Raw genomic sequence first — 17,814 nt, forward strand, 5'->3', positions numbered from 1 at the left:
CGGTTTAACCCCAACCTGAACTCAGCCGACATCAGCTGGCGGCTCCCGCCGCATTGCGCCTCGATGAAAAAATCGCCTGCAGATTCGGGAGAATGATGAATTCTCCGCCCCTCTTCACCAGGCAGTTGATATAGTCGGCGCGCCAGCGCATGCCGATGCTCGGCGGCGCTTCGCTCGCGGTCTTTGCAAGCGTCGTCACCTCGTTCACCTTGTCGGTCCTGAGGCCGACGAGCGTGTGCTCGCCTTGCAGATCGATCTCGATGACGATGATGCGGCTGTCGATCGTCGCCTCTGCGGCTTCCATCCCGAAGGCGAGACGCAGATCAGCGAGCGGAATGACCTTGCCTCGAAAGTTGATGACGCTGGCAACGAAGGGCTGGCTGCCTGGCACCGCAGTCTCGGGAAGCAGATCCAGGATCTCCTGGACGATGACCGCTTCCAGCGCGAAGGTTTCGCCGTTGAGATCGAAGGTTAGAACCTCGACTTCCTCGGCATAGCTCCAGTGATTGTCAAATCGTTCGGCTGTCGTTGCTGTTGCGCTCATCCTGCTACACGCAATTGCGCCTCCTGTTGCTGACCCGCGGCAACCAGGTGCCCGACGTCGAGAATGAGGGCGACGCTGCCGTCGCCGAGAATGGTGGCGCCCGAGAATGTCGCGACGTTATTGTGCAGTTTCGACATCGACTTGATGACCGTCTGGTGGTCGCCGATGATCTGGTCGACGACGAGGCCGACACGCTCCATGCCGGTCGAGATGACGACGACCTTTTGATGTACGTCGGGCTTGGTGCCAGTGCGGAAGAGATCGCGCAGGCGCAAGAACGGCACCAGGCTGTCCCGCAGCGAGATGAAGCTGCGGCCGCGCGAGCGGAGATCTTCCTCGAGCGACAGTTCGAGGCATTCCTCGACCGCCGAGAGCGGGATGACGTAGCGGCCGGAACCGACGCGCACCAGCAGGCCATCGATAATGGCGAGCGTCAGCGGGATGCGTAGCGACACTTCCGAACCCTGCCCCGGCACGCTGACGATGTCGATCGCGCCGCGAAGCGCTTCGACCGTCTTCTTGACCACGTCCATGCCGACCCCGCGGCCGGACAGATTGGTGATCGCCGCGGCCGTCGAGAAGCCGGGAGCGAAGATCAGCTGCAACAGCTCAGAGTCGGAAAGCGGTTGGCCGGGCTGGATGAGGCCGGAGGATTCCGCCTTGGCGCGAACCCTTTCACGATTGATGCCGCGACCGTCATCCTTAATCGAGATGATCACTTCGCCGCCGGCCTGACGGGCCAAAAGCGTCACCGTGCCGGCTTCGGACTTGCCGGCGGCAAGGCGACCGGCGGGCGTTTCGAGGCCGTGATCGATCGAGTTGCGCACAAGATGCACCAAAGGATCGGCCAGACGTTCGATGACCGTTTTATCGACCTCGGTGCTCTCGCCCTCGGTCACCAGCTCGATCACCTTGCCGGTCTCGCGGGCGAGATCGTGGACGAGGCGGCGGAAACGGGAGAAGAGGGTGGCGACGGGCACCATGCGCAGCACCATCATCGTGTCGCGCAATTCACCGGAGAGACGTTCGATTTCTTCCGAGACGGAGCGCAGCGCGATATCGCTACTGGCGCTGGCGAGCTGGCTGAGACGCGATTGCGCGATGACGAGCTCGCCGACGCGATCCATCAACTCGTCGAGACGTTCGGCCGGAACGCGGACATTCTCGGTCGCCTTCGCCTGGCTGACGGCGGCGGGCGCCTCGCGCTTGGTCGAAACCGCCTCGACAGGACGGAATTCCGGGACGGGTGCTGCAGGAACGGCCGGCGCCGATGCTGCAGCGCCAGGTGCGGCTGCCTTTTCCGCGGCCGGGGCGGCGGTTGCCGCTGCCGCGCCATCGATATCCTCGACGCTGAGCTCCATATCGTCGAGCACGAAGATGAAGACGTCGTCGATCGCCGAGCGGTCCTGCTCACTGGTCAGCGTCACGTCCCAGGAAATGTGGAGTTCCGTCGGAGTGAGCTCGTCGAGCGGCGGAATGGCCGAGGTGTTGGCGCGCACGGTGCATTCGCCGAGATCGCGCAGCTCGTCCAACAGGCCGAGCGGGTTGGTGCCGTTGGCCATCGAATTGGCGGGCAGGCTAAAGTGGATGCGCCAGCTGTTTTTCTGCTTCGCCGGTGCCTCGCGGATGGCAGCGGCTACAGCAGCAGCGGCCGGCGCTGCAGCAGTCGGCGTCTCCTTGCCGCCGACGGCAGCCTGCAGCTGCGCCAGAAGCGTGCTGCCGGTATCGCCGTGATCGGCGTCCGGCTGGTCGACGAGGGCACGCATATGGTCCTGGGCGGCAAGAACGGCGGCGACGAGTTCACTGGTCGCCGCGACCTCGCCCTTGCGGACGCGGTCGAAGGCGGTTTCGCAATGATGGGTGAAGGCGGCGAGCGCCTCGAAGCCGAACATCGCGCCGGAGCCCTTGAGCGTGTGCAGCCCGCGAAAGACGGCGTCGACGAGATCCTTGTTGTCGAGCTGGTGGGTCAGGTCGAGAAGACCAGCCTCGATCGCTTCGAGGCATTCGGCGGCCTCTGTGCGGAAGACGGCGACAGGATCGAGCGTACTCATCGTCCGAGAACCTTCTTCACGATCTTCACCAGACTTTCCGGGTCGAACGGCTTGGTCAGCCAGCCCGTCGCGCCGGCAGCCTTGGCGCGCGCCTTGAGATCGGCGTCCGATTCCGTCGTCAGGAAGATGATCGGAACCCCGGCCTGTGCCGGCAGTTTGCGCAGTTCCTCGATCATCGTCAGCCCGTCCATGACAGGCATATTCAGATCGGTGACGATCAGATCGAAGCTGCTGCCCTTGGCCGTCGCCAGGCCCTCGGCCCCATTGACCGCCTCGGTGACGCTATAGCCGGCATTGGTCAGCGTGACTTTGGTCGTCAGACGAATGCTGGCGGAATCGTCGACAGTCAGGATATTTGCGCTCATAACGACACCTCTTTATGCAACCAGAAATTTGCGTCTTCTTGATCGAAGGATTCGATGAAACCTGAGCGCTCAAGTACTTTCAGGACAGAGCCGCTAGCCGGGGAAGAAAGCCTGAAGGTCTTTCCTTGGGATTTTGCTTGGCGCCGCGAGGATTCGATGAGTTGAACGAAACTCAGATCTGCTTCAGCGCCTTCCGGGATGCTGACGATGATTGTATCGCGGCTATGAAATTCGTTGGAAATCTTGGAGTGTAGTTCGGACACGTTGCGAATGCTGAGTACGCCCGGCAAATTTATAGATTCGTAATATTGTTTCGGAGTATCCAATGCAGCCTCCTGGGCCAGGGAAATACTTGAGGACCCTAAAAGGACTCTCATGGCAGCGTTAACGCAGGGTAAACAGCGGTTGTAGAAAACCGCCGCATAGCGCGCCGCGCGACTCTCAATTCTCATCCGGGAAAAGTTGTATTTTTCTCTCAAAATTTAGAAAAAAATAAAGTAAAAACAGCATGTTGAATTGATCTCTCGGCCGTGACGCTGCGTGCCGAAGCGCCATCCACATCTTTCGTTAATCACAACGCTGGCGAGTCCGGCGCGTTTACCGGACGTTTCCATCCTGCCCGTAAAAATAGAGTCAAATCGCCTGTGTTCTAAGAAAAGGTATAAAAGTGGCACACGCCCTGGTAACATCGAACGCTGCAACCTACACGTCTGGGCGGGACATCAGCCAGACCCTGGAATCCGCCCGCAGCCAGGTCGAGGAACGCTTCCTCGAAGGCGGCACCGTGCTGCTGTCGGTGATGGATGTCCTCAACCGCTTGCTGAATTCGCTCGAGAGCGTCACCACGACGCTCGACAACAAGGAGGCGAGCGACACCAGCGCCGATCTCCGCGCAACCGTGGAGAGCCTGACGGCGCTGCCGGTCACCGAGGAAAACCGGCAGCAGGCACTCGTCTCGCTGGCGCATACCGGCAGGGAGCTACGCAAGCATGTCTCCGACATGCAGGAGACGATGCGTTATCTCAGAACCTTCGCCGTGACCGTGAAGATCACCGGTGCCGGCCTTGCCGAATTCGCCGGCTTCGCCCAGGAGATCCTGGAGCGCATCTATTCCGGCACCGATGAGGTCAACCGTTTCGCAACCCATCTCGACAGTCTCGACAAGGAGGTGAAGCTCGCAGCCTCTTTCGGCGCCAGCATTTCCAAGGGTTATGCCGATACCGTTCCGGCGGTTGCCGGAGCCCTGCGCGATGATGCAGCCAAGATCGCCGAGCACCGCAAAGATCTCGGCTTCATCGCCCGTGACGTCGGCGCAATTGCACGCGCCGTCCAGAGTAAAGTCGCCTCGACGCTATCGGCCCTGCAGATCGGCGACATCACCCGCCAGCGCATCGAGCATGTGCAGGCCACCTTTTCGCTGCTTGACGATTTCTTTGCCGGCGAGGGTGGCGCAAGCCTCGACGCCGGCGCGCGCCAGCGCCTCCAGAACATCATTCACCATTTGACCGCAGCGCAGATGAGCGACATGCGCGCAAATTTCCAGCGGGATTCGGAGAACGTCGTCAAGACGATAGCAAGTTTCGACCACGATATGCGGGAGATCCTCAAGCTGCGCGATCAGATGAGCGGCGAGAGCGGCGAAGCCGGCGGCAACTTCATGCGCGCGCTGGAATCCAGCGTTTCGGCCGCCCACGAAATCGTCAAGCAGGTCGATACGACAAGCCGCCAGGCCGACCAGGTGAGCCAGTCGACGATCGGCACGGCCGCCAAGCTCTTCGAGGCGATCGGCAACATCCGCGCCGTCAAGACCGACATTCACTATATGGCTTTGAATACCAACCTGCGCTGCAGCCGCCTCGGCGAGGAAGGCAAGTCGATCAACGTTGTCACCGCCGAACTACGCATCTTTGCCGGCAAGCTCGATGATTCCGCCGACGCCATCGTCAACGGCCTGCCGGCGCTCGAGGCCGCGGCCGGGCGGGTCGCCCCCGCCACGGACGCCGAGCCTGGCGGCCTGGGAGAAAGCCTGACGTCGGCCGTCGGCAACATCCGCTCTGCGGCCAACGCGATGGAAAACGAGCTGAAGGTACTCGCCGAGAACGGCCGCGAGGTCGCCACCAACATCAGCCTGCTGATTGGCAAGCTCGATTTCCAGCACGATCTCGGCGAAGTCCTTGCCCGCTGCGCCGATCTGCTCGAAGGCGTTGCCGGCACCGATATCGCCGATATCTCCGACCTCGCTGAGGTGATCGCGCCGCTCGATCGCAAAATCTTCAAGCACTATACGATGGCCCAGGAGCGAAACATTCATCGCGACATCATCCCGGCGAGCGAAGACAGCACCCCCGCTCCAGCCGAGATCGGCAAAGCCGAAAACGACGAGGATCTGTTCGCCGACGCGCTTTTCTAGAGCAAATTCAAACAAAGTGCCCGGTGGTTCTGGGATAACGACATCCGTAAAAACAATAAGCTAAAGCGCGACAAGCGAATCTGAAGATCGCGACGCGCTTCAGTTGGACGTGCGCCTGCTATCGCCGCCGGAACTTGTTGGCCGCCTCGATCGCCGCTTTCTGTTGATCGTCCTCGATGCCGAGATAGAAATCCTCAAGCGACGGATCGGCGAGCCCAGCCCGGCGCGACAGGACGTACCACTTCGCCGCCTCGACCGGATCGGGCGCCGTGCCGATGGCGTTGATATAAAGGTGGGCGAGCTTGTTCTGTGCGGCGACGTTGCCGCCATTGGCGGCAAGTTTCAGCCATTCGAAGCCCTTGACGTAATCCTTCGGTCCGCCGACGCCGTTGACGAGCCAGATGCCGAGATCGAGCTGGGCCGTGTCAAAGCCGGCGCGCGCCGCACGTGCCATCCACTCTCGGGCGAGCTGTTTCTTTTCCTCCGGCAAGTCCTTCAGCGTCGAATAGATCTGCGCCACGGCATATTGCGAATCGGCAATGCCCTGCTCGGCCGATTTCTCGTAGAACGGCAGCGCAAGCCTCAGCCCCTTCTCGCCGGGATTGTCGGCGATGAGAAGCTGCGCCCAGTTGAATTCCGCCGAAGGATTGCCGGCTTCGGCCGCCTTGCGCATGTAGTCGTCGGCCTTGACCTTGTCGCGCGGCACGCCTTCGCCTTCCATCAGGATCAGCGCATACTTGAACATTGCCGCCGCATCGCCGCCTTCGGCCGCCTTGCCGTACCAGAAGGCAGCATTCTTCACGTCCTTCTTGACACCGAGGCCCTGCGAGAGGATTTCGCCAATCAGCGTCTGCGCCGCCGCATCGCCGAGCTGGGCGCGCGGCAGCGCCTTGTCCATAGCCGTCAGATAATAGCCGCGCTGGAAGGCGCCGTAAGCCTCGTCGACCGGCCCCTTGTAATCCTTCTCCGGCGGCAGGTCAGGCAGCTTCGCACCCATGCGGTCGAACACGCCGACACCATCGGAAGGCCTCACCACCGGACCGGAGGGCCGGTCGGTGCGGAAAGTCGAAGCCGGCGCCGAGCCCGGCTGGCTGATGACGCTGTCGGTGGCCTGCGCCAGGACGACATCCGGCCCGGCCGCAACGAGGGCGGCCATGCTGGCAAGGATAAATTTCAACAGGGGGGCGGTCGGGATCGGCATGAGCGCGATTTCAATCCTCAAACCGTGGCGCTTTTTCGTCAAGCAGCGCGTTGACTTCGGCGACGATCGATGGCGCTCGGGTGGGTTCGCCGAAGACTGCCAGCCGCAGTGCCACGAACTCCGCTCCGGTCTCGGCGACGGCAAGCGCCGAAGCAGGATCGGTGCCACCCATGACAATGCAAGGAATCTCGATCATCGAGGCCCACCATTCGCCAAGCGCAAGGTTCTTCGGATGGGCCTCCGGCTTGATATCGCCGTCGAGCTTGCCAAAAAAGATATAGTCGGGCCTGACTTCGCCGATCTGCAGTGCATTGTGGCGGTCGGCTGCGTTACCGCCGCCGACGATCAGCTTCGGCGCATGTTTTTCGATCGCTTCCGAAAGCGCCTCGGCATTGCCGGAAAGGTGCAGGCCATCGGCCTTTGCCCGTCCCGCCACACGGCTGTCGCCTGAAATTAGCGCGGCCGCTCCGGCACTCTGGATCAGCGGCACCAGTTTTTCCGCATGTTTCTGGAAGGTGCCATCGTCAAGCCCGTATTGCGGCACGATCACCGAGGCGACATCGCCGCCCCTCAGCGCGTCGGCAACGATCCTTGCCTGTTCATCGGCATCGGCGATATCAGGTGTGATGAGCACAAGGCGGCAGCGGTTTTCCGGTTCGGTCATGGGGTCTTTCCGTTTCCTGCGAATTCCCCTTCGAAAGGAGGGATCCGCACTCGTTTTGTGTGAGTAGTTCCGTTAGACGAGGCTTGCAAGAGGAGGACGTCGAAAGCATGCCGCAGGATTTGTCATTCTACTACGCCGCCGTGCCCGCCGTTCTGCTGGTAGGCCTCGCAAAGGGCGGTATGGGCGACGCTTTGTCGCTGATCGGCCTGCCATTCCTCGCCCTCGTCGTCTCGCCGGTCGAGGCGGCGGCGATCCTGCTGCCGATCCTGGTCTTCATGGACATGATCTCGCTCGTCATCTGGCGCAGACATGGCGACTGGGCGACGCTGAAGATCATGCTGCCGGGGGCAATCTTCGGCATCGCGCTCGGCTGGGCGACTTCGGCGCTCGTTCCGGGCAATATTCTGCGCATCGTCATCGGCGCGGTGACCATTCTCTTCTGCCTGCGCTATTTCTGGAACAATTACGGCCCGGGCGCCGGCAAGATAATCCCGCCGCGCGGCCAGCGACCGGTGGCCGCCGGCCTCTGGGGCACATTTTCTGGTTACGGCAGCTTTGTCGCCCATGCCGGCGGTGCGCCCTTCCAGATCTATGCCCTGCCGCTCAAGCTACAGCCGCGCGAATATACCGGCACAAGCGTGCGCTTCTTCGCGATCCTCAACGCCATCAAGCTGATCCCCTATTTCGCGCTCGGCCAGCTCGACACCCAAAATCTTGCGACCTCCGCGACGCTTCTGCCCTTCGCTCCGCTCGCCACCATTGCCGGCGCCTGGTGCGTGCGCCGTATGAAGCCGGCGATCTTTTATCCGTTCATGTATGCGATGGCCCTGATCGCCGCCTTCCTGATCGTGCGCGAGGGTCTTGGCTGGTAGAGTCGGCAATTCTAAGTGTAACAGCGGCGCTGTAGTACGCTGCAATGCACAATTTCCTTGCTGGACCGGCCGGTTTGCCGTAGCGTTCCCGCCATGTCGAACACGGACCCTTTCTCTGCGATTGCCGATCCGAACCGGCGGTTTCTGCTGGAGGAACTGCGCCGCGCGCCACGGACAGTCAACGAGCTCGCCGAGGGTCTGCCGATCAGCCGCCCGGCCGTGTCGCAACATCTGAAGGCGCTGCTCGAAAGCAATCTCGTCTCAGTGACCTCTGAAGGCACGAAGCGCATTTACACTGTCAATAACCGCGGATTCGACAAGCTTAATTTGTGGCTCGATCAGTTCTGGGCTTGATGCCTGCTCCCGCGAGACTGTGGGACACGATGCTTATGATGCACCGCTGCTCAAAGCCTACGACCCAAAAGCGCCAGCCGCGATGCTGCAGGCATCGGGCTGGCGCAAATCTAGTGTAAAATCACCGGTTCTTGCTGATTTCAGACGGAATGGATGGATTTACCTTTTCGTTCGCAAGATGGTCGACCGGCGACCCTTGGGAAGATCAGTGGACGGATGACTTGAGACGCATAATCTCGTCCTTGATGCGCAACTTGCGGCGCTTGCATTCGGCAATTTCCGTATCGGAGATAGAGGGAGCTGTTCTGAGCGTATGCAACTCCTCCTCAAGAGCGACATGCTTTTTCTGGAGTGATTCAAGATGAGCTTGAACTGTCATTTGACCCTTCCTTCCTCTTACCCTCCCCGGCCATCATCGTCGGGGATCAAGGTGTCAACGCGGCGGACTGTGACATATTTTTGAATGCTTGTCGAAGGCCAAAAGATGGAGACTGGATGGCAATTTCATGATCAAGACTAACTAGCCGTTACCTGTATTTGGTGATAGGAGCTTGCGGAAATCATCGGCAGATCGGACAAGGTCCGAGGACGATAACGGGGAATGCATATGGCCGATCAGGAACAGGCGGAAATCAGGCTCATTGTGGCGCGTCTGCGCCAGGAGCACGAGGATTTCGACGCCGCGATCAACGCCATGATCCAGATAGGATGCGATGCTCTGCGGGTCCAGCGCATGAAGAAGAAGAAGCTTGTCATCAAGGACAGGCTCTCCAAGCTGGAAGATCAGATCATCCCTGACATCATCGCCTGAGGGGATAGCAGCAATGATGACAGACAGACCGTCCGTCGCCATCATCATGGGCAGCCAGTCCGACTGGGAGACCATGAAAAACGCCGCCGACACACTGGAGGCGCTGGAAATCCCTTATGACGCGCGCATCATTTCGGCGCACCGCACACCCGACCGGCTGTTCAATTTTGCCAAGGGCGCCCGCACGGAGGGCTTCAAGGTCATCATCGCCGGCGCCGGCGGCGCCGCCCACCTGCCGGGCATGGCCGCATCGATGACGCCGCTGCCGGTTTTCGGCGTGCCGGTCCAGTCCAAAACCATGTCGGGCCAGGACAGCCTTCTTTCCATCGTGCAGATGCCGGCCGGCATCCCTGTGGGGACGCTCGCCATCGGCAAGGCCGGCGCGGTCAACGCTGCCCTCCTCGCCGCCGCCGTACTTGCCCTTTCCGACGAAGAAATCGCCGACCGGCTCGACGAGTGGCGCGAGCGCCAAAGTGCTGCAGTCGCCGAATACCCGATGGACGACCTATGACGGCGAGAACGATCGGCATCATCGGCGGCGGCCAGCTCGGCCGCATGCTGGCCATTGCCGCCGCCCGGTTGAATTTTCGCACGGTCATTCTCGAGCCGCAGACGGACTGCCCGGCCGCCCAGCTCGCCAACCGGCAAATTACCGCCGCCTATGACGATCCGGCGGCACTCGCCGAACTCGCCGATGTCTGCGATGTCGTTACCTACGAATTCGAGAACGTGCCCGTTAAAGCCGCCGAAACGCTCTCGGCCAGCGTGGCCGTCTATCCGCCGCCGAAGGCGCTGGAGGCCGCCCAGGACCGCCTCGTCGAAAAGCGTTTTCTCAACGGCTGCGGCATAACCACCGCCCGCTTCCACGCGATCGACAGCCAGACCGATCTCGAAATGGCGCTTGAGGATTTCGGCGGCCAGGGCGTGCTGAAGACCCGCCGTCTCGGTTATGACGGCAAGGGCCAGAAGGTTTTTCGCTCAGTGGCCGACAGCCCGGATGGCGCCTATGCCGCGCTCGGGGCCGTGCCGCTCATCCTGGAAAGCTTCGTCGCCTTCGAGCGCGAGATCTCGATTATCGCTGCGCGCGCCACGGACGGTACGGTCGTCTGCTTCGATCCCGCCGAGAATGTCCATCGCAGCGGCATTCTCCACACCTCGACGGTTCCCGCTACGATCTCGCCGACGACGGCGGACGCCGCGCGCCGATCGGCCGAAAAGATCCTCGCAGCATTGAACTATGTCGGCGTCATCGGCATCGAATTCTTCGTGCTTGTCGATGGCGGCCTGATTGCCAACGAGATGGCGCCGCGTGTCCACAACTCCGGTCACTGGACGGAGGCCGCCTGCGTCGTCAGCCAGTTCGAGCAGCATATCCGCGCCGTTGCCGGAATGCCTTTGGGAGACGCTGGACGTCATTCCGACTGCATCATGCAGAACCTGATCGGCGACGATATCCTGGCCGTTCCCAACTGGCTGCAGCGTCCGGATACGCTGGTTCATCTCTACGGCAAGACCGAGTGGCGCCCCGGCCGCAAGATGGGGCATGTCACCACCTTGACGCCGAAATCGCCGGTTTTGGGCTGAGAAAACACCCTTGCGCCTTGGGAAAAACACCGTCATGCGGTTGACACGGAAAAGGTGACGGGGTATCTGCTCCCCCACCTAAACAGCGCGCCCGATGGCGCGCTTTTGATTGTTAAAGATACGGGCGAATGTGAATTCCCCCATAGAGATCGCGGATCAGAAAAATGAAGATCAAGAATTCGCTCAAGTCGCTCAAGGCTCGTCACCGTGACAACCGTCTGGTTCGCCGCAAGGGACGCATCTATATCATCAACAAGCTGAATCCGCGCTTCAAGGCTCGTCAGGGCTGATTTCGCGCGCCCGGATCGCCTTGCCGCGCAGTTGCCTCGGCAGATATATCCGGTGGGTCGCTGCGGTGATCACGTCAAATTTGTTTGATCTTCGGCGTTGGCGGGCTAATATGTCCGCCATGCGCTTTTTTGCTTTGACGTCAGCGGCGCTGCCGCTCGCCCTCATCCTCCTCACTTCCGCCTTTCCGGCCGCTGCGGCGGAGAAGAACGTCATCGTCGAGCAGACGGACGTCACCAATTCGCCGAAGCAACACCTCGACCAACTCTTCAGCCAGTTGAAACGCGAGCGCGACCCTGACAAGGCCAACGGCATCGCCAATGAAATCCGCATGGAATGGAACGATTCCGGCAGCGCCACTGTCAATCTGCTGATGCAGTGGGCCGACAAGGCAATCGAGGAAAAGCGCAATCCCGCCGCCCTCGATTTCCTCGACGAGGCGATCGCGCTGAAGCCCGATTATGCTGAAAGCTGGAACCGCCGCGCCACGCTGAACTTCGTCATGGGCAATTATCGCAAATCCATGTCGGATATCGAACACGTGCTCGATCTCGAGCCGCGCCATTTCGGCGCGCTCTCCGGCATGGCGGCGATCCTCAGCAACTCCGGCAACGACCAGCTGACCTTGAAGGCTTGGGAGCGTTTCCTCGATGTCTATCCCGCCGAGCGCACCGCCCAGGAACAGGTCAACACGCTTGCGGAAAAACTCGCCGGCAACCGCACCTGATCTCGGCTCGCCGATCTTGACCTCCAGCCAAGCCGCGCAATTTAGAACTGTAGACGGGAAACGACGCAGCGCGTCCGCTCTCGGCAAAACCGCCGCAACTATCGGCCGTTAAGATCATGTTTGCAGAAGTTTCCGCTCTTCTCGCCCCGCTCGCCGCCGCCATCGGTTTCTCCTCCTACAAGGCGCGGCAATTCGAATATGCCTATCCGAATATCGGCGAACTGACGGATGTCGGCGGCTACCGAATGAACGCCGTCCATATCGAGCGTCCCGAAAATGCGGATCTTCCGGCGCTCGTCTTCATTCACGGCGCCAGCGGCAATCTGCTCGACCAAATCGTTGCCTTCCGCGCCGATCTCGAAGGCCGGGCGGAAATGCTGTTCGTCGATCGTCCCGGCCACGGTTATTCCGAACGCGGCGGTCCTGAAAACGCGGTTCCTTCCGGTCAGGCCGATGCGATCGCCAGGCTGATGGAAAAGCGCGGCATCGAAAGGGCTGTTATCGTCGGCCATTCCTTCGGCGGTGCGATCGTAGCCGCCTTCGGCCTGCGCCATCCCGATAAGACATCAGGCCTGCTCTTCCTCGCACCCGCCACCCACCCTTGGCCCGGCGGCATCGACTGGTATTATCACGTCGCAACCGTGCCGGTCCTCGGCTGGCTCTTCAACCACGCGATCGTCGTGCCCCTCGGGCTGAGCCGGGTGGAACGCGGCACACTGAATATTTTCCGCCCCAATCCACGCCCGGCCGATTACATCGAAAAGACCGGTCCGTCGCTGGTGCTGCGACCCAACGCTTTCCACAGCAACGCGGCCGATTTTAAAAGACTGCTTGCCTATGTGAAGGAACAGTCGCCGCTCTATGCGCGGATCACCGCGCCGACCGTGATCATAACAGGCGACAGCGACGAGATCGTGTGGGAGCACCTGCATTCGCGCGGCCTGGCCCGCGACATAACAGGCTCCGAGCTCATTACCGTTCGCGGTGTCGGCCACAAGCCGGATTATCTCGCAACCGATGTCGCCATTGCCGCCATCGAAAAAATCGCCGGCAAGCCACGCGACCTGCAGGCAATCGCCCGCAGAGCCGAAGAGAGACTTGCCGCCGCATCACGCGATCAAACGCTTGGAACCGTACCCTCGTTGGGGCCTGGCGCCCTGCACGGCGTATGACCTCTCCGGCTCGCGTTTCTCGGCGGCAACGCTGCAGTCCTTTGTTTTTATACATGTCGTTATCCCGGAACCGCTGCACACTTCCGGGCAACATGCATTAAACCTGCATCAGGCGCTGAGACGCACACCGCCGTCGCAGGTGATGACGTGGCCGCTCATGAAGCCGTTTCCGATCAGGAAGGCGATCGCCTCCGCGATGTCCTCGGGCCTGCCGACGCGGCCGACCGGCGTGCGGCTGGCAAAGTCCGCAAACACGCCGCCACGCTGCTCGGGCGGCAGGAAACCCCACCACGGCGTATCGACGACCCCAGGTGAAACGCCGTTGACGCGCAGCGGCTTCAATTCGGCGGCCAGCACCGGCACCATCGCCTCGATGCCGGCATTGACGGCCGCAAGGCCAGCCGTGCCGGGCATCGCGGCTTGCGCGCTGACCGCCGAAACGAAAGTGATGCTGCCGCCCGGCTCAAGCACTGGCAATGCCGCCTGCGCCGCCGCGGCATGCGGAATGAGCTTGCTCTGGAACCCGGCAAGCAGATCCGCCATGTCGAGCGTCGCAAAAGGTCCGGCGCCGTGACCACTGCCCATCGCCAGCACCAGATGACCGAACGCGCCAATTCCGGCGAAGGCCTGCCCGAGTGTGGAAAAATCCGTCGCATCAAGCACGAGGCTGCGCAGATCGCCGTCGAGCGATGCTTTTGCTGCGGCAAGCTTTTCGCCGTCGCGGCCCGCAATGGTGACCGTATATCCCTGTTTCAAAAGTAATTTCGCCGTGGCGAGGCCGATGCCGGAAGAACCGCCGATGACGACGACATGCTGTAAAGACATGATGCTGCTCCTAAATTAATCGAGCCGCAGGCGCTTCGACCACCAGCGACGCCTGCATCATGCGCCGCCTGGAAACGTCAAACAGTTCTGTTTTTATCCTGGTATCGATACTGATATGATCCCTGGCATGGACCAGAGAGCCGACACATTCGAAGCCCGCCGCCGTGAATTCGCGGCCTTCCTGCGCTCTCGTCGCGAGCGGCTGACGCCATTCGAGGTCGGCTTGCCAGAGGGTTTTCGGCGACGCACGCCGGGTTTGAGGCGTGAGGAGCTCGCCATGCTCGCCGGCGTCGGCACTACCTGGTACACATGGCTGGAACAGGGCCGCGACGTCCGCCCCTCCGCACAGGTGCTCAATGCCCTTGCCGATGCGCTGCGTCTCGACGAGGCCGAACGCCAACATCTCTTCACCCTCAATGACCGCCAGGCGTCGCAGACAGTATCCAGCATACCCGAATGCGTCGACGAACCGCTGCAGCGCATACTCGCCAACCTCACGCACCAACCGGCCTATGTGCTTGGCCGCCGCTGGGATGTGCTCGCCTGGAACCGCGCCGCCGAAGTACTCTTCGGCGGTTATGACACGCTCGACCGTGACGAGCGCAACATCATGCATCGCCTCTTCGCCGACCCGACGCATTGTCGGCTCCTCGTCGATTGGGAGGCGGTTGCCCGCGTCTCGCTGGCGATGTTTCGCGCCGACAGCGCGCGTTATGCCGGTGATCCGGATTTCGAGCGACTGATCGCCCTGCTGAAACAGGCAAGCTCTGAATTTCGTGACTGGTGGCAGCGCCACGAAGTCGTCAGCCCGCTGTCGGGTATCAAGCGCATCGACCATCCTGTAAAAGGCCGCATGTGCTTCGAGCATACAGCGCTGACGCTGACGAGCCGGCCGGAGATGAAGCTCGTTGTCTATACCCCGCTGGATGATGAGGACACCAACCGGAAACTCGCCGAGCTTCTTGCCTAAAGCAAAACCCTCGCATTGCCTCGGGCCGCCGCAGCCCCATATGCTTCCCATCATTGTCCACTAGAGGGGAAGTCATGGGCCGCCTGCATATCGGGACGATCTCCGTCATATCAGCCCTGTCGCTGTGCCTGACTCCGGCGCTCGCCGCCTCGTCTGCCCCTGTCGAAGCCGAGCACGGCATGGTCGTCACTGCCCAGCATCTGGCGACCAATGTCGGCGTCGAGGTGCTGAAGGGCGGCGGCAATGCCGTCGATGCAGCCGTCGCCGTCGGTTATGCGCTGGCGGTCGTCTATCCCTCGGCCGGCAACCTCGGCGGCGGCGGCTTCATGACCATCCGCCTGAAGGACGGCACGAAGACCTTCCTCGATTTTCGCGAACGTGCGCCGCTCGCCGCCACGAAGACCATGTATCTCGATGCCAAGGGCGATATCGTGCCGCGCGCCAGCCTCGACGGTTATCTTGCCGTTGGCGTTCCAGGCTCCGTCATGGGCTTCGAAACCGCCCGCGAGAAATACGGTACAAAGTCGCGCCAGGATTTGATCGCACCGGCACTGCGCTTCGCCACGGAGGGCTTCACGCTGGAACAGGGCGACGCCGCGAGCCTCGCCGGCAGCGCCAAGCGGCTCGCCAAAGACGAGGCGGCGGCGAAGATCTTCCTGAAACCCGACGGCAAACCTTATGCATCGGGCGAAAAGCTCGATCAGCCCGACCTTGCCGCGGTCCTGGCAGGCATCTCCCAAAAAGGTCCGGACGCCTTCTATAAGGCAGCACCCGCCGAGGCGATCGTCAAGGCAAGCCAGGCCAAGGGCGGCATCCTCGCCAAGGAGGATTTCGAGCAATATTCCGTGCGCGAGTTGAAGCCGGTCGAGTGCAATTACCGCGGCTACGACATCATCTCCTCACCGCCGCCTTCCTCCGGCGGCGTCATCATCTGCGAGATCCTCAACGTTCTCGAAAATTATCCACTTTCCTACCTGGGCTACGGTTCAGCCGACACCGTCCATGTCATGGTCGAGGCAATGCGCTATGCCTATGTCGATCGCAATGCTGCGCTCGGTGACCCCGATTTCATCGAGAATCCGGTCGCAAAGCTCATCGACAAGGCCTATGCCAAGGAAATCGACGCCAAGATCGATCCCTACAAGGCTGGCACTTCCGCCAACCTCAAACCGCTCGGCGGCAAGGAAAGCACCGAGACGACGCATTATTCGATCATCGACGACGAGGGCAATGCCGTTGCCGTCACCTATACGCTGAACGGCTCCTTTGGCGCCGCCGTCGTGGCACCGGGCACCGGCGTCCTGCTCAACAACGAGATGGACGATTTCACCTCCAAGCCCGGCGTGCCGAACCTCTACGGCCTGGTGCAGGGCGAAGCGAATGCCATCGCTCCGAAGAAGACACCGCTCTCCTCGATGAGCCCGACGATCGTCACCAAGGACGGCAAGCCCTTCATGGTGATCGGCAGCCCCGGCGGCTCGCGTATCATCACCATTACGCTGGAGGCGATCCTCAACGTCGTCGATTTCGGCATGGATATCAGCCAGGCGGTGAACGCGCCGCGTATCCACCATCAATGGCAGCCCGACAAGGTCTATCTCGAACCCTATGCGCTGTCGCCCGATACGGAAAAGACCCTCGCCGCCATGGGCTACAGCTTCGATGGCGGCAATGACGCGCCGCTCTGGGGCCAGGCCGCCGGCATCCTCGTCGGCGGCAAAAGCCTCGCCGCCATCGAAAAGGGCGGCGGTGCGCGGTATAATGGGGCCATGGACAGCCGCGCGGCGGAGGGTTCGGCCAACGGCTACTGACGTCGGCAGCTTGCGGCGAGCTGCAAACGCGATGCACCATTTATGTCACGGTGACAAAGTCGCCGTTCACAAGTCGCTTGCCGCACCCTAAGCAAGAGCGAACCCGCAAGCAGGACGATTCCCGAATGGTCAGCATTGAAATGATTGTCGCCGCCCGCGCCCGTCTGCGCGGTCACATCAGGCGTACGCCGCTTCTATCCTCCCCCTTCCTCAACGAGATCGCCGGCCGGCGCCTGTTCGTGAAGGCGGAATGCCTGCAGCATTCCGGCTCGTTCAAGTTTCGTGGCGGCTGGTCTGCCGTCTCCGGCCTCGATCCGGCCGTGCGCGCCAAGGGCGTCATCGCCTTCTCCTCCGGTAACCATGCCCAGGGGGTCGCGCTTGCCGCCAAGCTGCACAATGTGCCCTCCGTCATCATCATGCCAAGCGATGCACCGAAGCTGAAGATCGCCAACACCCGCGCCTTCGGCGCCGAAGTCGTCCTCTACGACCGTGTCAATGAGGATCGCGACGAGATCGGCGCGAGGCTTTCAGCCGAGCGCAGCCTGACGCTGATCAAGCCCTTCGACGAACCGCTGGTGATCGCCGGTCAGGGCACGACCGGTCTGGAGATTTCCGAGCAAGCCAAAGAGGAAGGCGTAACGTCAGCCGAAGTCCTCGTTTCCTGCGGCGGCGGCGGATTGACCTCCGGCATCGCGCTCGCTCTCGAAGCCAGCGCCCCTGGCTTTCGCGTCCGCCCCTGCGAGCCCAAAGATTTCGACGACACCACCCGCTCGCTCGCCTCCGGCAGGATCGAACGCAATGCGTCGACAGCAGGCTCGATCTGCGATGCGATCCTCACGCCGCAGCCTGGCAATATCACCTTCCCGATCCTCAAGCGTCTCGCCGGCGCCGGCATCGTCGTCACCGATGATGAGGCGCTGCGCGCCATGGCGCTGGCTTTCACCCGGCTGAAGATCGTCGTCGAGCCCGGCGGTGCCGTGGCGCTTGCCGCCGCCCTCTTCCATGGCGAGGCGCTGGAAAGCGACACCGTCGTTGCCGTTACCTCAGGCGGCAATGTCGATGCCGATATCTTCGCCATGGCGCTCGGACGCTTCGGCTGAGATACCGTGTCGGCGCAGGCTGTAAACGGCCTCGGATTTCAGGAACGCCCGTGACCCGTCCGCAG

Annotated in this window: 20 protein-coding genes; 12 read left to right on the forward strand and 8 right to left on the reverse strand. The window is 61.7% G+C overall.

What is annotated here, in order from left to right; translation table 11 throughout:
* Positions 1 to 31 precede the first annotated feature (31 nt).
* Genes J3O30_RS18815 through J3O30_RS18830 form a run of 4 tightly spaced genes read right to left on the reverse strand, consistent with a single transcriptional unit; the run spans position 32 to position 3,286 of the window.
* Positions 32 to 544 carry a chemotaxis protein CheW gene (locus J3O30_RS18815; RefSeq protein WP_207581723.1) on the reverse strand — a complete coding sequence of 171 codons (513 nt, stop codon included), beginning with the start codon at positions 542 to 544 and terminating at the stop codon, positions 32 to 34.
* Positions 541 to 2,595, reverse strand: coding sequence for a chemotaxis protein CheA (locus J3O30_RS18820; RefSeq protein ID WP_207581724.1), 2,055 nt, complete (start codon positions 2,593 to 2,595; stop codon positions 541 to 543). The genes J3O30_RS18815 and J3O30_RS18820 overlap by 4 nt, the downstream gene beginning before the upstream one ends.
* Positions 2,592 to 2,960 carry a response regulator gene (locus J3O30_RS18825; RefSeq protein ID WP_003552634.1) on the reverse strand — a complete coding sequence of 123 codons (369 nt, stop codon included), beginning with the start codon at positions 2,958 to 2,960 and terminating at the stop codon, positions 2,592 to 2,594. Before J3O30_RS18825 ends, J3O30_RS18820 begins: the two co-directional genes overlap by 4 nt.
* On the reverse strand, positions 2,957 to 3,286 hold the full coding sequence (locus J3O30_RS18830; protein ID WP_207581725.1) for an STAS domain-containing protein: 330 nt from the start codon (positions 3,284 to 3,286) through the stop codon (positions 2,957 to 2,959). The genes J3O30_RS18825 and J3O30_RS18830 overlap by 4 nt, the downstream gene beginning before the upstream one ends.
* A 341-nt stretch (positions 3,287 to 3,627) precedes the next feature.
* Here J3O30_RS18830 and J3O30_RS18835 point away from each other — a divergent pair, with 341 nt between their 5' ends.
* Positions 3,628 to 5,370, forward strand: coding sequence for a chemotaxis protein (locus tag J3O30_RS18835; protein WP_207581726.1), 1,743 nt, complete (start codon positions 3,628 to 3,630; stop codon positions 5,368 to 5,370).
* Between the two features lie 118 nt (positions 5,371 to 5,488).
* Here the strand turns inward: J3O30_RS18835 and J3O30_RS18840 are convergent, their stop codons facing one another.
* Complete coding sequence (locus tag J3O30_RS18840) at positions 5,489 to 6,571, reverse strand: tetratricopeptide repeat protein (protein WP_207581727.1); 1,083 nt, start codon at positions 6,569 to 6,571, stop codon at positions 5,489 to 5,491.
* Positions 6,572 to 6,581: 10 nt separating this feature from the next.
* Complete coding sequence (locus J3O30_RS18845) at positions 6,582 to 7,235, reverse strand: thiamine phosphate synthase (protein ID WP_207581728.1); 654 nt, start codon at positions 7,233 to 7,235, stop codon at positions 6,582 to 6,584.
* A 107-nt stretch (positions 7,236 to 7,342) separates the two neighbouring features.
* Between J3O30_RS18845 and J3O30_RS18850 the strand changes: the two genes are divergently transcribed.
* Both J3O30_RS18850 and J3O30_RS18855 read left to right on the forward strand, forming a co-directional pair.
* Positions 7,343 to 8,107 carry a sulfite exporter TauE/SafE family protein gene (locus tag J3O30_RS18850; RefSeq protein ID WP_207581729.1) on the forward strand — a complete coding sequence of 255 codons (765 nt, stop codon included), beginning with the start codon at positions 7,343 to 7,345 and terminating at the stop codon, positions 8,105 to 8,107.
* Between the two features lie 93 nt (positions 8,108 to 8,200).
* Positions 8,201 to 8,461, forward strand: coding sequence for a metalloregulator ArsR/SmtB family transcription factor (locus J3O30_RS18855; RefSeq protein WP_164008189.1), 261 nt, complete (start codon positions 8,201 to 8,203; stop codon positions 8,459 to 8,461).
* Positions 8,462 to 8,666: 205 nt separating this feature from the next.
* Here J3O30_RS18855 and J3O30_RS18860 read toward each other — a convergent pair whose 3' ends face one another.
* A complete protein-coding gene (locus tag J3O30_RS18860; RefSeq protein ID WP_007631579.1) occupies positions 8,667 to 8,840 on the reverse strand; it encodes a DUF465 domain-containing protein in 174 nt (57 codons plus the stop codon).
* Between the two features lie 228 nt (positions 8,841 to 9,068).
* Here J3O30_RS18860 and J3O30_RS18865 point away from each other — a divergent pair, with 228 nt between their 5' ends.
* The 6 genes from J3O30_RS18865 (at position 9,069) to J3O30_RS18890 (ending at position 13,043) form a co-directional block, all read left to right on the forward strand.
* The gene (locus J3O30_RS18865; protein ID WP_164008191.1) at positions 9,069 to 9,272 is read left to right on the forward strand and encodes a YdcH family protein; all 204 of its coding nucleotides are present in this window, start codon (positions 9,069 to 9,071) and stop codon (positions 9,270 to 9,272) included.
* A gap of 16 nt (positions 9,273 to 9,288) precedes the next feature.
* Positions 9,289 to 9,783: a 5-(carboxyamino)imidazole ribonucleotide mutase gene (purE, locus tag J3O30_RS18870; RefSeq protein ID WP_164008565.1), complete on the forward strand. Its 495-nt coding sequence runs from the start codon at positions 9,289 to 9,291 to the stop codon at positions 9,781 to 9,783.
* A complete protein-coding gene (locus J3O30_RS18875) occupies positions 9,780 to 10,856 on the forward strand; it encodes a 5-(carboxyamino)imidazole ribonucleotide synthase (protein ID WP_207581730.1) in 1,077 nt (358 codons plus the stop codon). The genes purE and J3O30_RS18875 overlap by 4 nt, the downstream gene beginning before the upstream one ends.
* A 164-nt stretch (positions 10,857 to 11,020) precedes the next feature.
* Positions 11,021 to 11,146 carry a type B 50S ribosomal protein L36 gene (gene ykgO / locus J3O30_RS18880; RefSeq protein WP_003566454.1) on the forward strand — a complete coding sequence of 42 codons (126 nt, stop codon included), beginning with the start codon at positions 11,021 to 11,023 and terminating at the stop codon, positions 11,144 to 11,146.
* Between the two features lie 110 nt (positions 11,147 to 11,256).
* Positions 11,257 to 11,871: a hypothetical protein gene (locus J3O30_RS18885; protein ID WP_207581731.1), complete on the forward strand. Its 615-nt coding sequence runs from the start codon at positions 11,257 to 11,259 to the stop codon at positions 11,869 to 11,871.
* A gap of 116 nt (positions 11,872 to 11,987) precedes the next feature.
* A complete protein-coding gene (locus J3O30_RS18890) occupies positions 11,988 to 13,043 on the forward strand; it encodes an alpha/beta hydrolase (protein WP_207581732.1) in 1,056 nt (351 codons plus the stop codon).
* Positions 13,044 to 13,151: 108 nt separating this feature from the next.
* Here the strand turns inward: J3O30_RS18890 and J3O30_RS18895 are convergent, their stop codons facing one another.
* Entirely contained in the window at positions 13,152 to 13,868 is a 717-nt protein-coding gene (locus J3O30_RS18895; RefSeq protein WP_207581733.1) for an SDR family oxidoreductase, read from the reverse strand.
* Positions 13,869 to 13,983: 115 nt separating this feature from the next.
* On the opposite strand from J3O30_RS18895, the gene J3O30_RS18900 reads away from it, so the two are divergent.
* The 3 genes from J3O30_RS18900 (at position 13,984) to J3O30_RS18910 (ending at position 17,749) form a co-directional block, all read left to right on the forward strand.
* Entirely contained in the window at positions 13,984 to 14,838 is an 855-nt protein-coding gene (locus J3O30_RS18900; RefSeq protein WP_207581734.1) for a helix-turn-helix transcriptional regulator, read from the forward strand.
* A 74-nt stretch (positions 14,839 to 14,912) separates the two neighbouring features.
* Positions 14,913 to 16,649 carry a gamma-glutamyltransferase gene (gene ggt / locus J3O30_RS18905; RefSeq protein WP_207581735.1) on the forward strand — a complete coding sequence of 579 codons (1,737 nt, stop codon included), beginning with the start codon at positions 14,913 to 14,915 and terminating at the stop codon, positions 16,647 to 16,649.
* A gap of 125 nt (positions 16,650 to 16,774) precedes the next feature.
* Positions 16,775 to 17,749: a threonine/serine dehydratase gene (locus J3O30_RS18910; RefSeq protein WP_207581736.1), complete on the forward strand. Its 975-nt coding sequence runs from the start codon at positions 16,775 to 16,777 to the stop codon at positions 17,747 to 17,749.
* Positions 17,750 to 17,814: the final 65 nt, after the last annotated feature.

Origin of the sequence: Rhizobium sp. NZLR1, from assembly GCF_017357385.1 — a bacterium.
In the GTDB taxonomy this organism is placed as follows: domain Bacteria; phylum Pseudomonadota; class Alphaproteobacteria; order Rhizobiales; family Rhizobiaceae; genus Rhizobium.

Bases quoted from the DNA above. Each gene is read 5' to 3' on its own strand.
- J3O30_RS18815 (WP_207581723.1), bottom strand. From the start codon at position 544: ATGAGCGCAACAGCAACGACAGCCGAACGATTTGACAATCACTGGAGC.
- J3O30_RS18820 (WP_207581724.1), bottom strand. From the start codon at position 2,595: ATGAGTACGCTCGATCCTGTCGCCGTCTTCCGCACAGAGGCCGCCGAA.
- J3O30_RS18825 (WP_003552634.1), bottom strand. From the start codon at position 2,960: ATGAGCGCAAATATCCTGACTGTCGACGATTCCGCCAGCATTCGTCTG.
- J3O30_RS18840 (WP_207581727.1), bottom strand. From the start codon at position 6,571: ATGCCGATCCCGACCGCCCCCCTGTTGAAATTTATCCTTGCCAGCATG.
- J3O30_RS18845 (WP_207581728.1), bottom strand. From the start codon at position 7,235: ATGACCGAACCGGAAAACCGCTGCCGCCTTGTGCTCATCACACCTGAT.
- J3O30_RS18850 (WP_207581729.1), top strand. From the start codon at position 7,343: ATGCCGCAGGATTTGTCATTCTACTACGCCGCCGTGCCCGCCGTTCTG.
- J3O30_RS18855 (WP_164008189.1), top strand. From the start codon at position 8,201: ATGTCGAACACGGACCCTTTCTCTGCGATTGCCGATCCGAACCGGCGG.
- J3O30_RS18860 (WP_007631579.1), bottom strand. From the start codon at position 8,840: ATGACAGTTCAAGCTCATCTTGAATCACTCCAGAAAAAGCATGTCGCT.
- J3O30_RS18865 (WP_164008191.1), top strand. From the start codon at position 9,069: ATGGCCGATCAGGAACAGGCGGAAATCAGGCTCATTGTGGCGCGTCTG.
- purE (WP_164008565.1), top strand. From the start codon at position 9,289: ATGACAGACAGACCGTCCGTCGCCATCATCATGGGCAGCCAGTCCGAC.
- J3O30_RS18875 (WP_207581730.1), top strand. From the start codon at position 9,780: ATGACGGCGAGAACGATCGGCATCATCGGCGGCGGCCAGCTCGGCCGC.
- ykgO (WP_003566454.1), top strand. From the start codon at position 11,021: ATGAAGATCAAGAATTCGCTCAAGTCGCTCAAGGCTCGTCACCGTGAC.
- J3O30_RS18885 (WP_207581731.1), top strand. From the start codon at position 11,257: ATGTCCGCCATGCGCTTTTTTGCTTTGACGTCAGCGGCGCTGCCGCTC.
- J3O30_RS18890 (WP_207581732.1), top strand. From the start codon at position 11,988: ATGTTTGCAGAAGTTTCCGCTCTTCTCGCCCCGCTCGCCGCCGCCATC.
- J3O30_RS18895 (WP_207581733.1), bottom strand. From the start codon at position 13,868: ATGTCTTTACAGCATGTCGTCGTCATCGGCGGTTCTTCCGGCATCGGC.
- J3O30_RS18900 (WP_207581734.1), top strand. From the start codon at position 13,984: ATGATCCCTGGCATGGACCAGAGAGCCGACACATTCGAAGCCCGCCGC.
- ggt (WP_207581735.1), top strand. From the start codon at position 14,913: ATGGGCCGCCTGCATATCGGGACGATCTCCGTCATATCAGCCCTGTCG.
- J3O30_RS18910 (WP_207581736.1), top strand. From the start codon at position 16,775: ATGGTCAGCATTGAAATGATTGTCGCCGCCCGCGCCCGTCTGCGCGGT.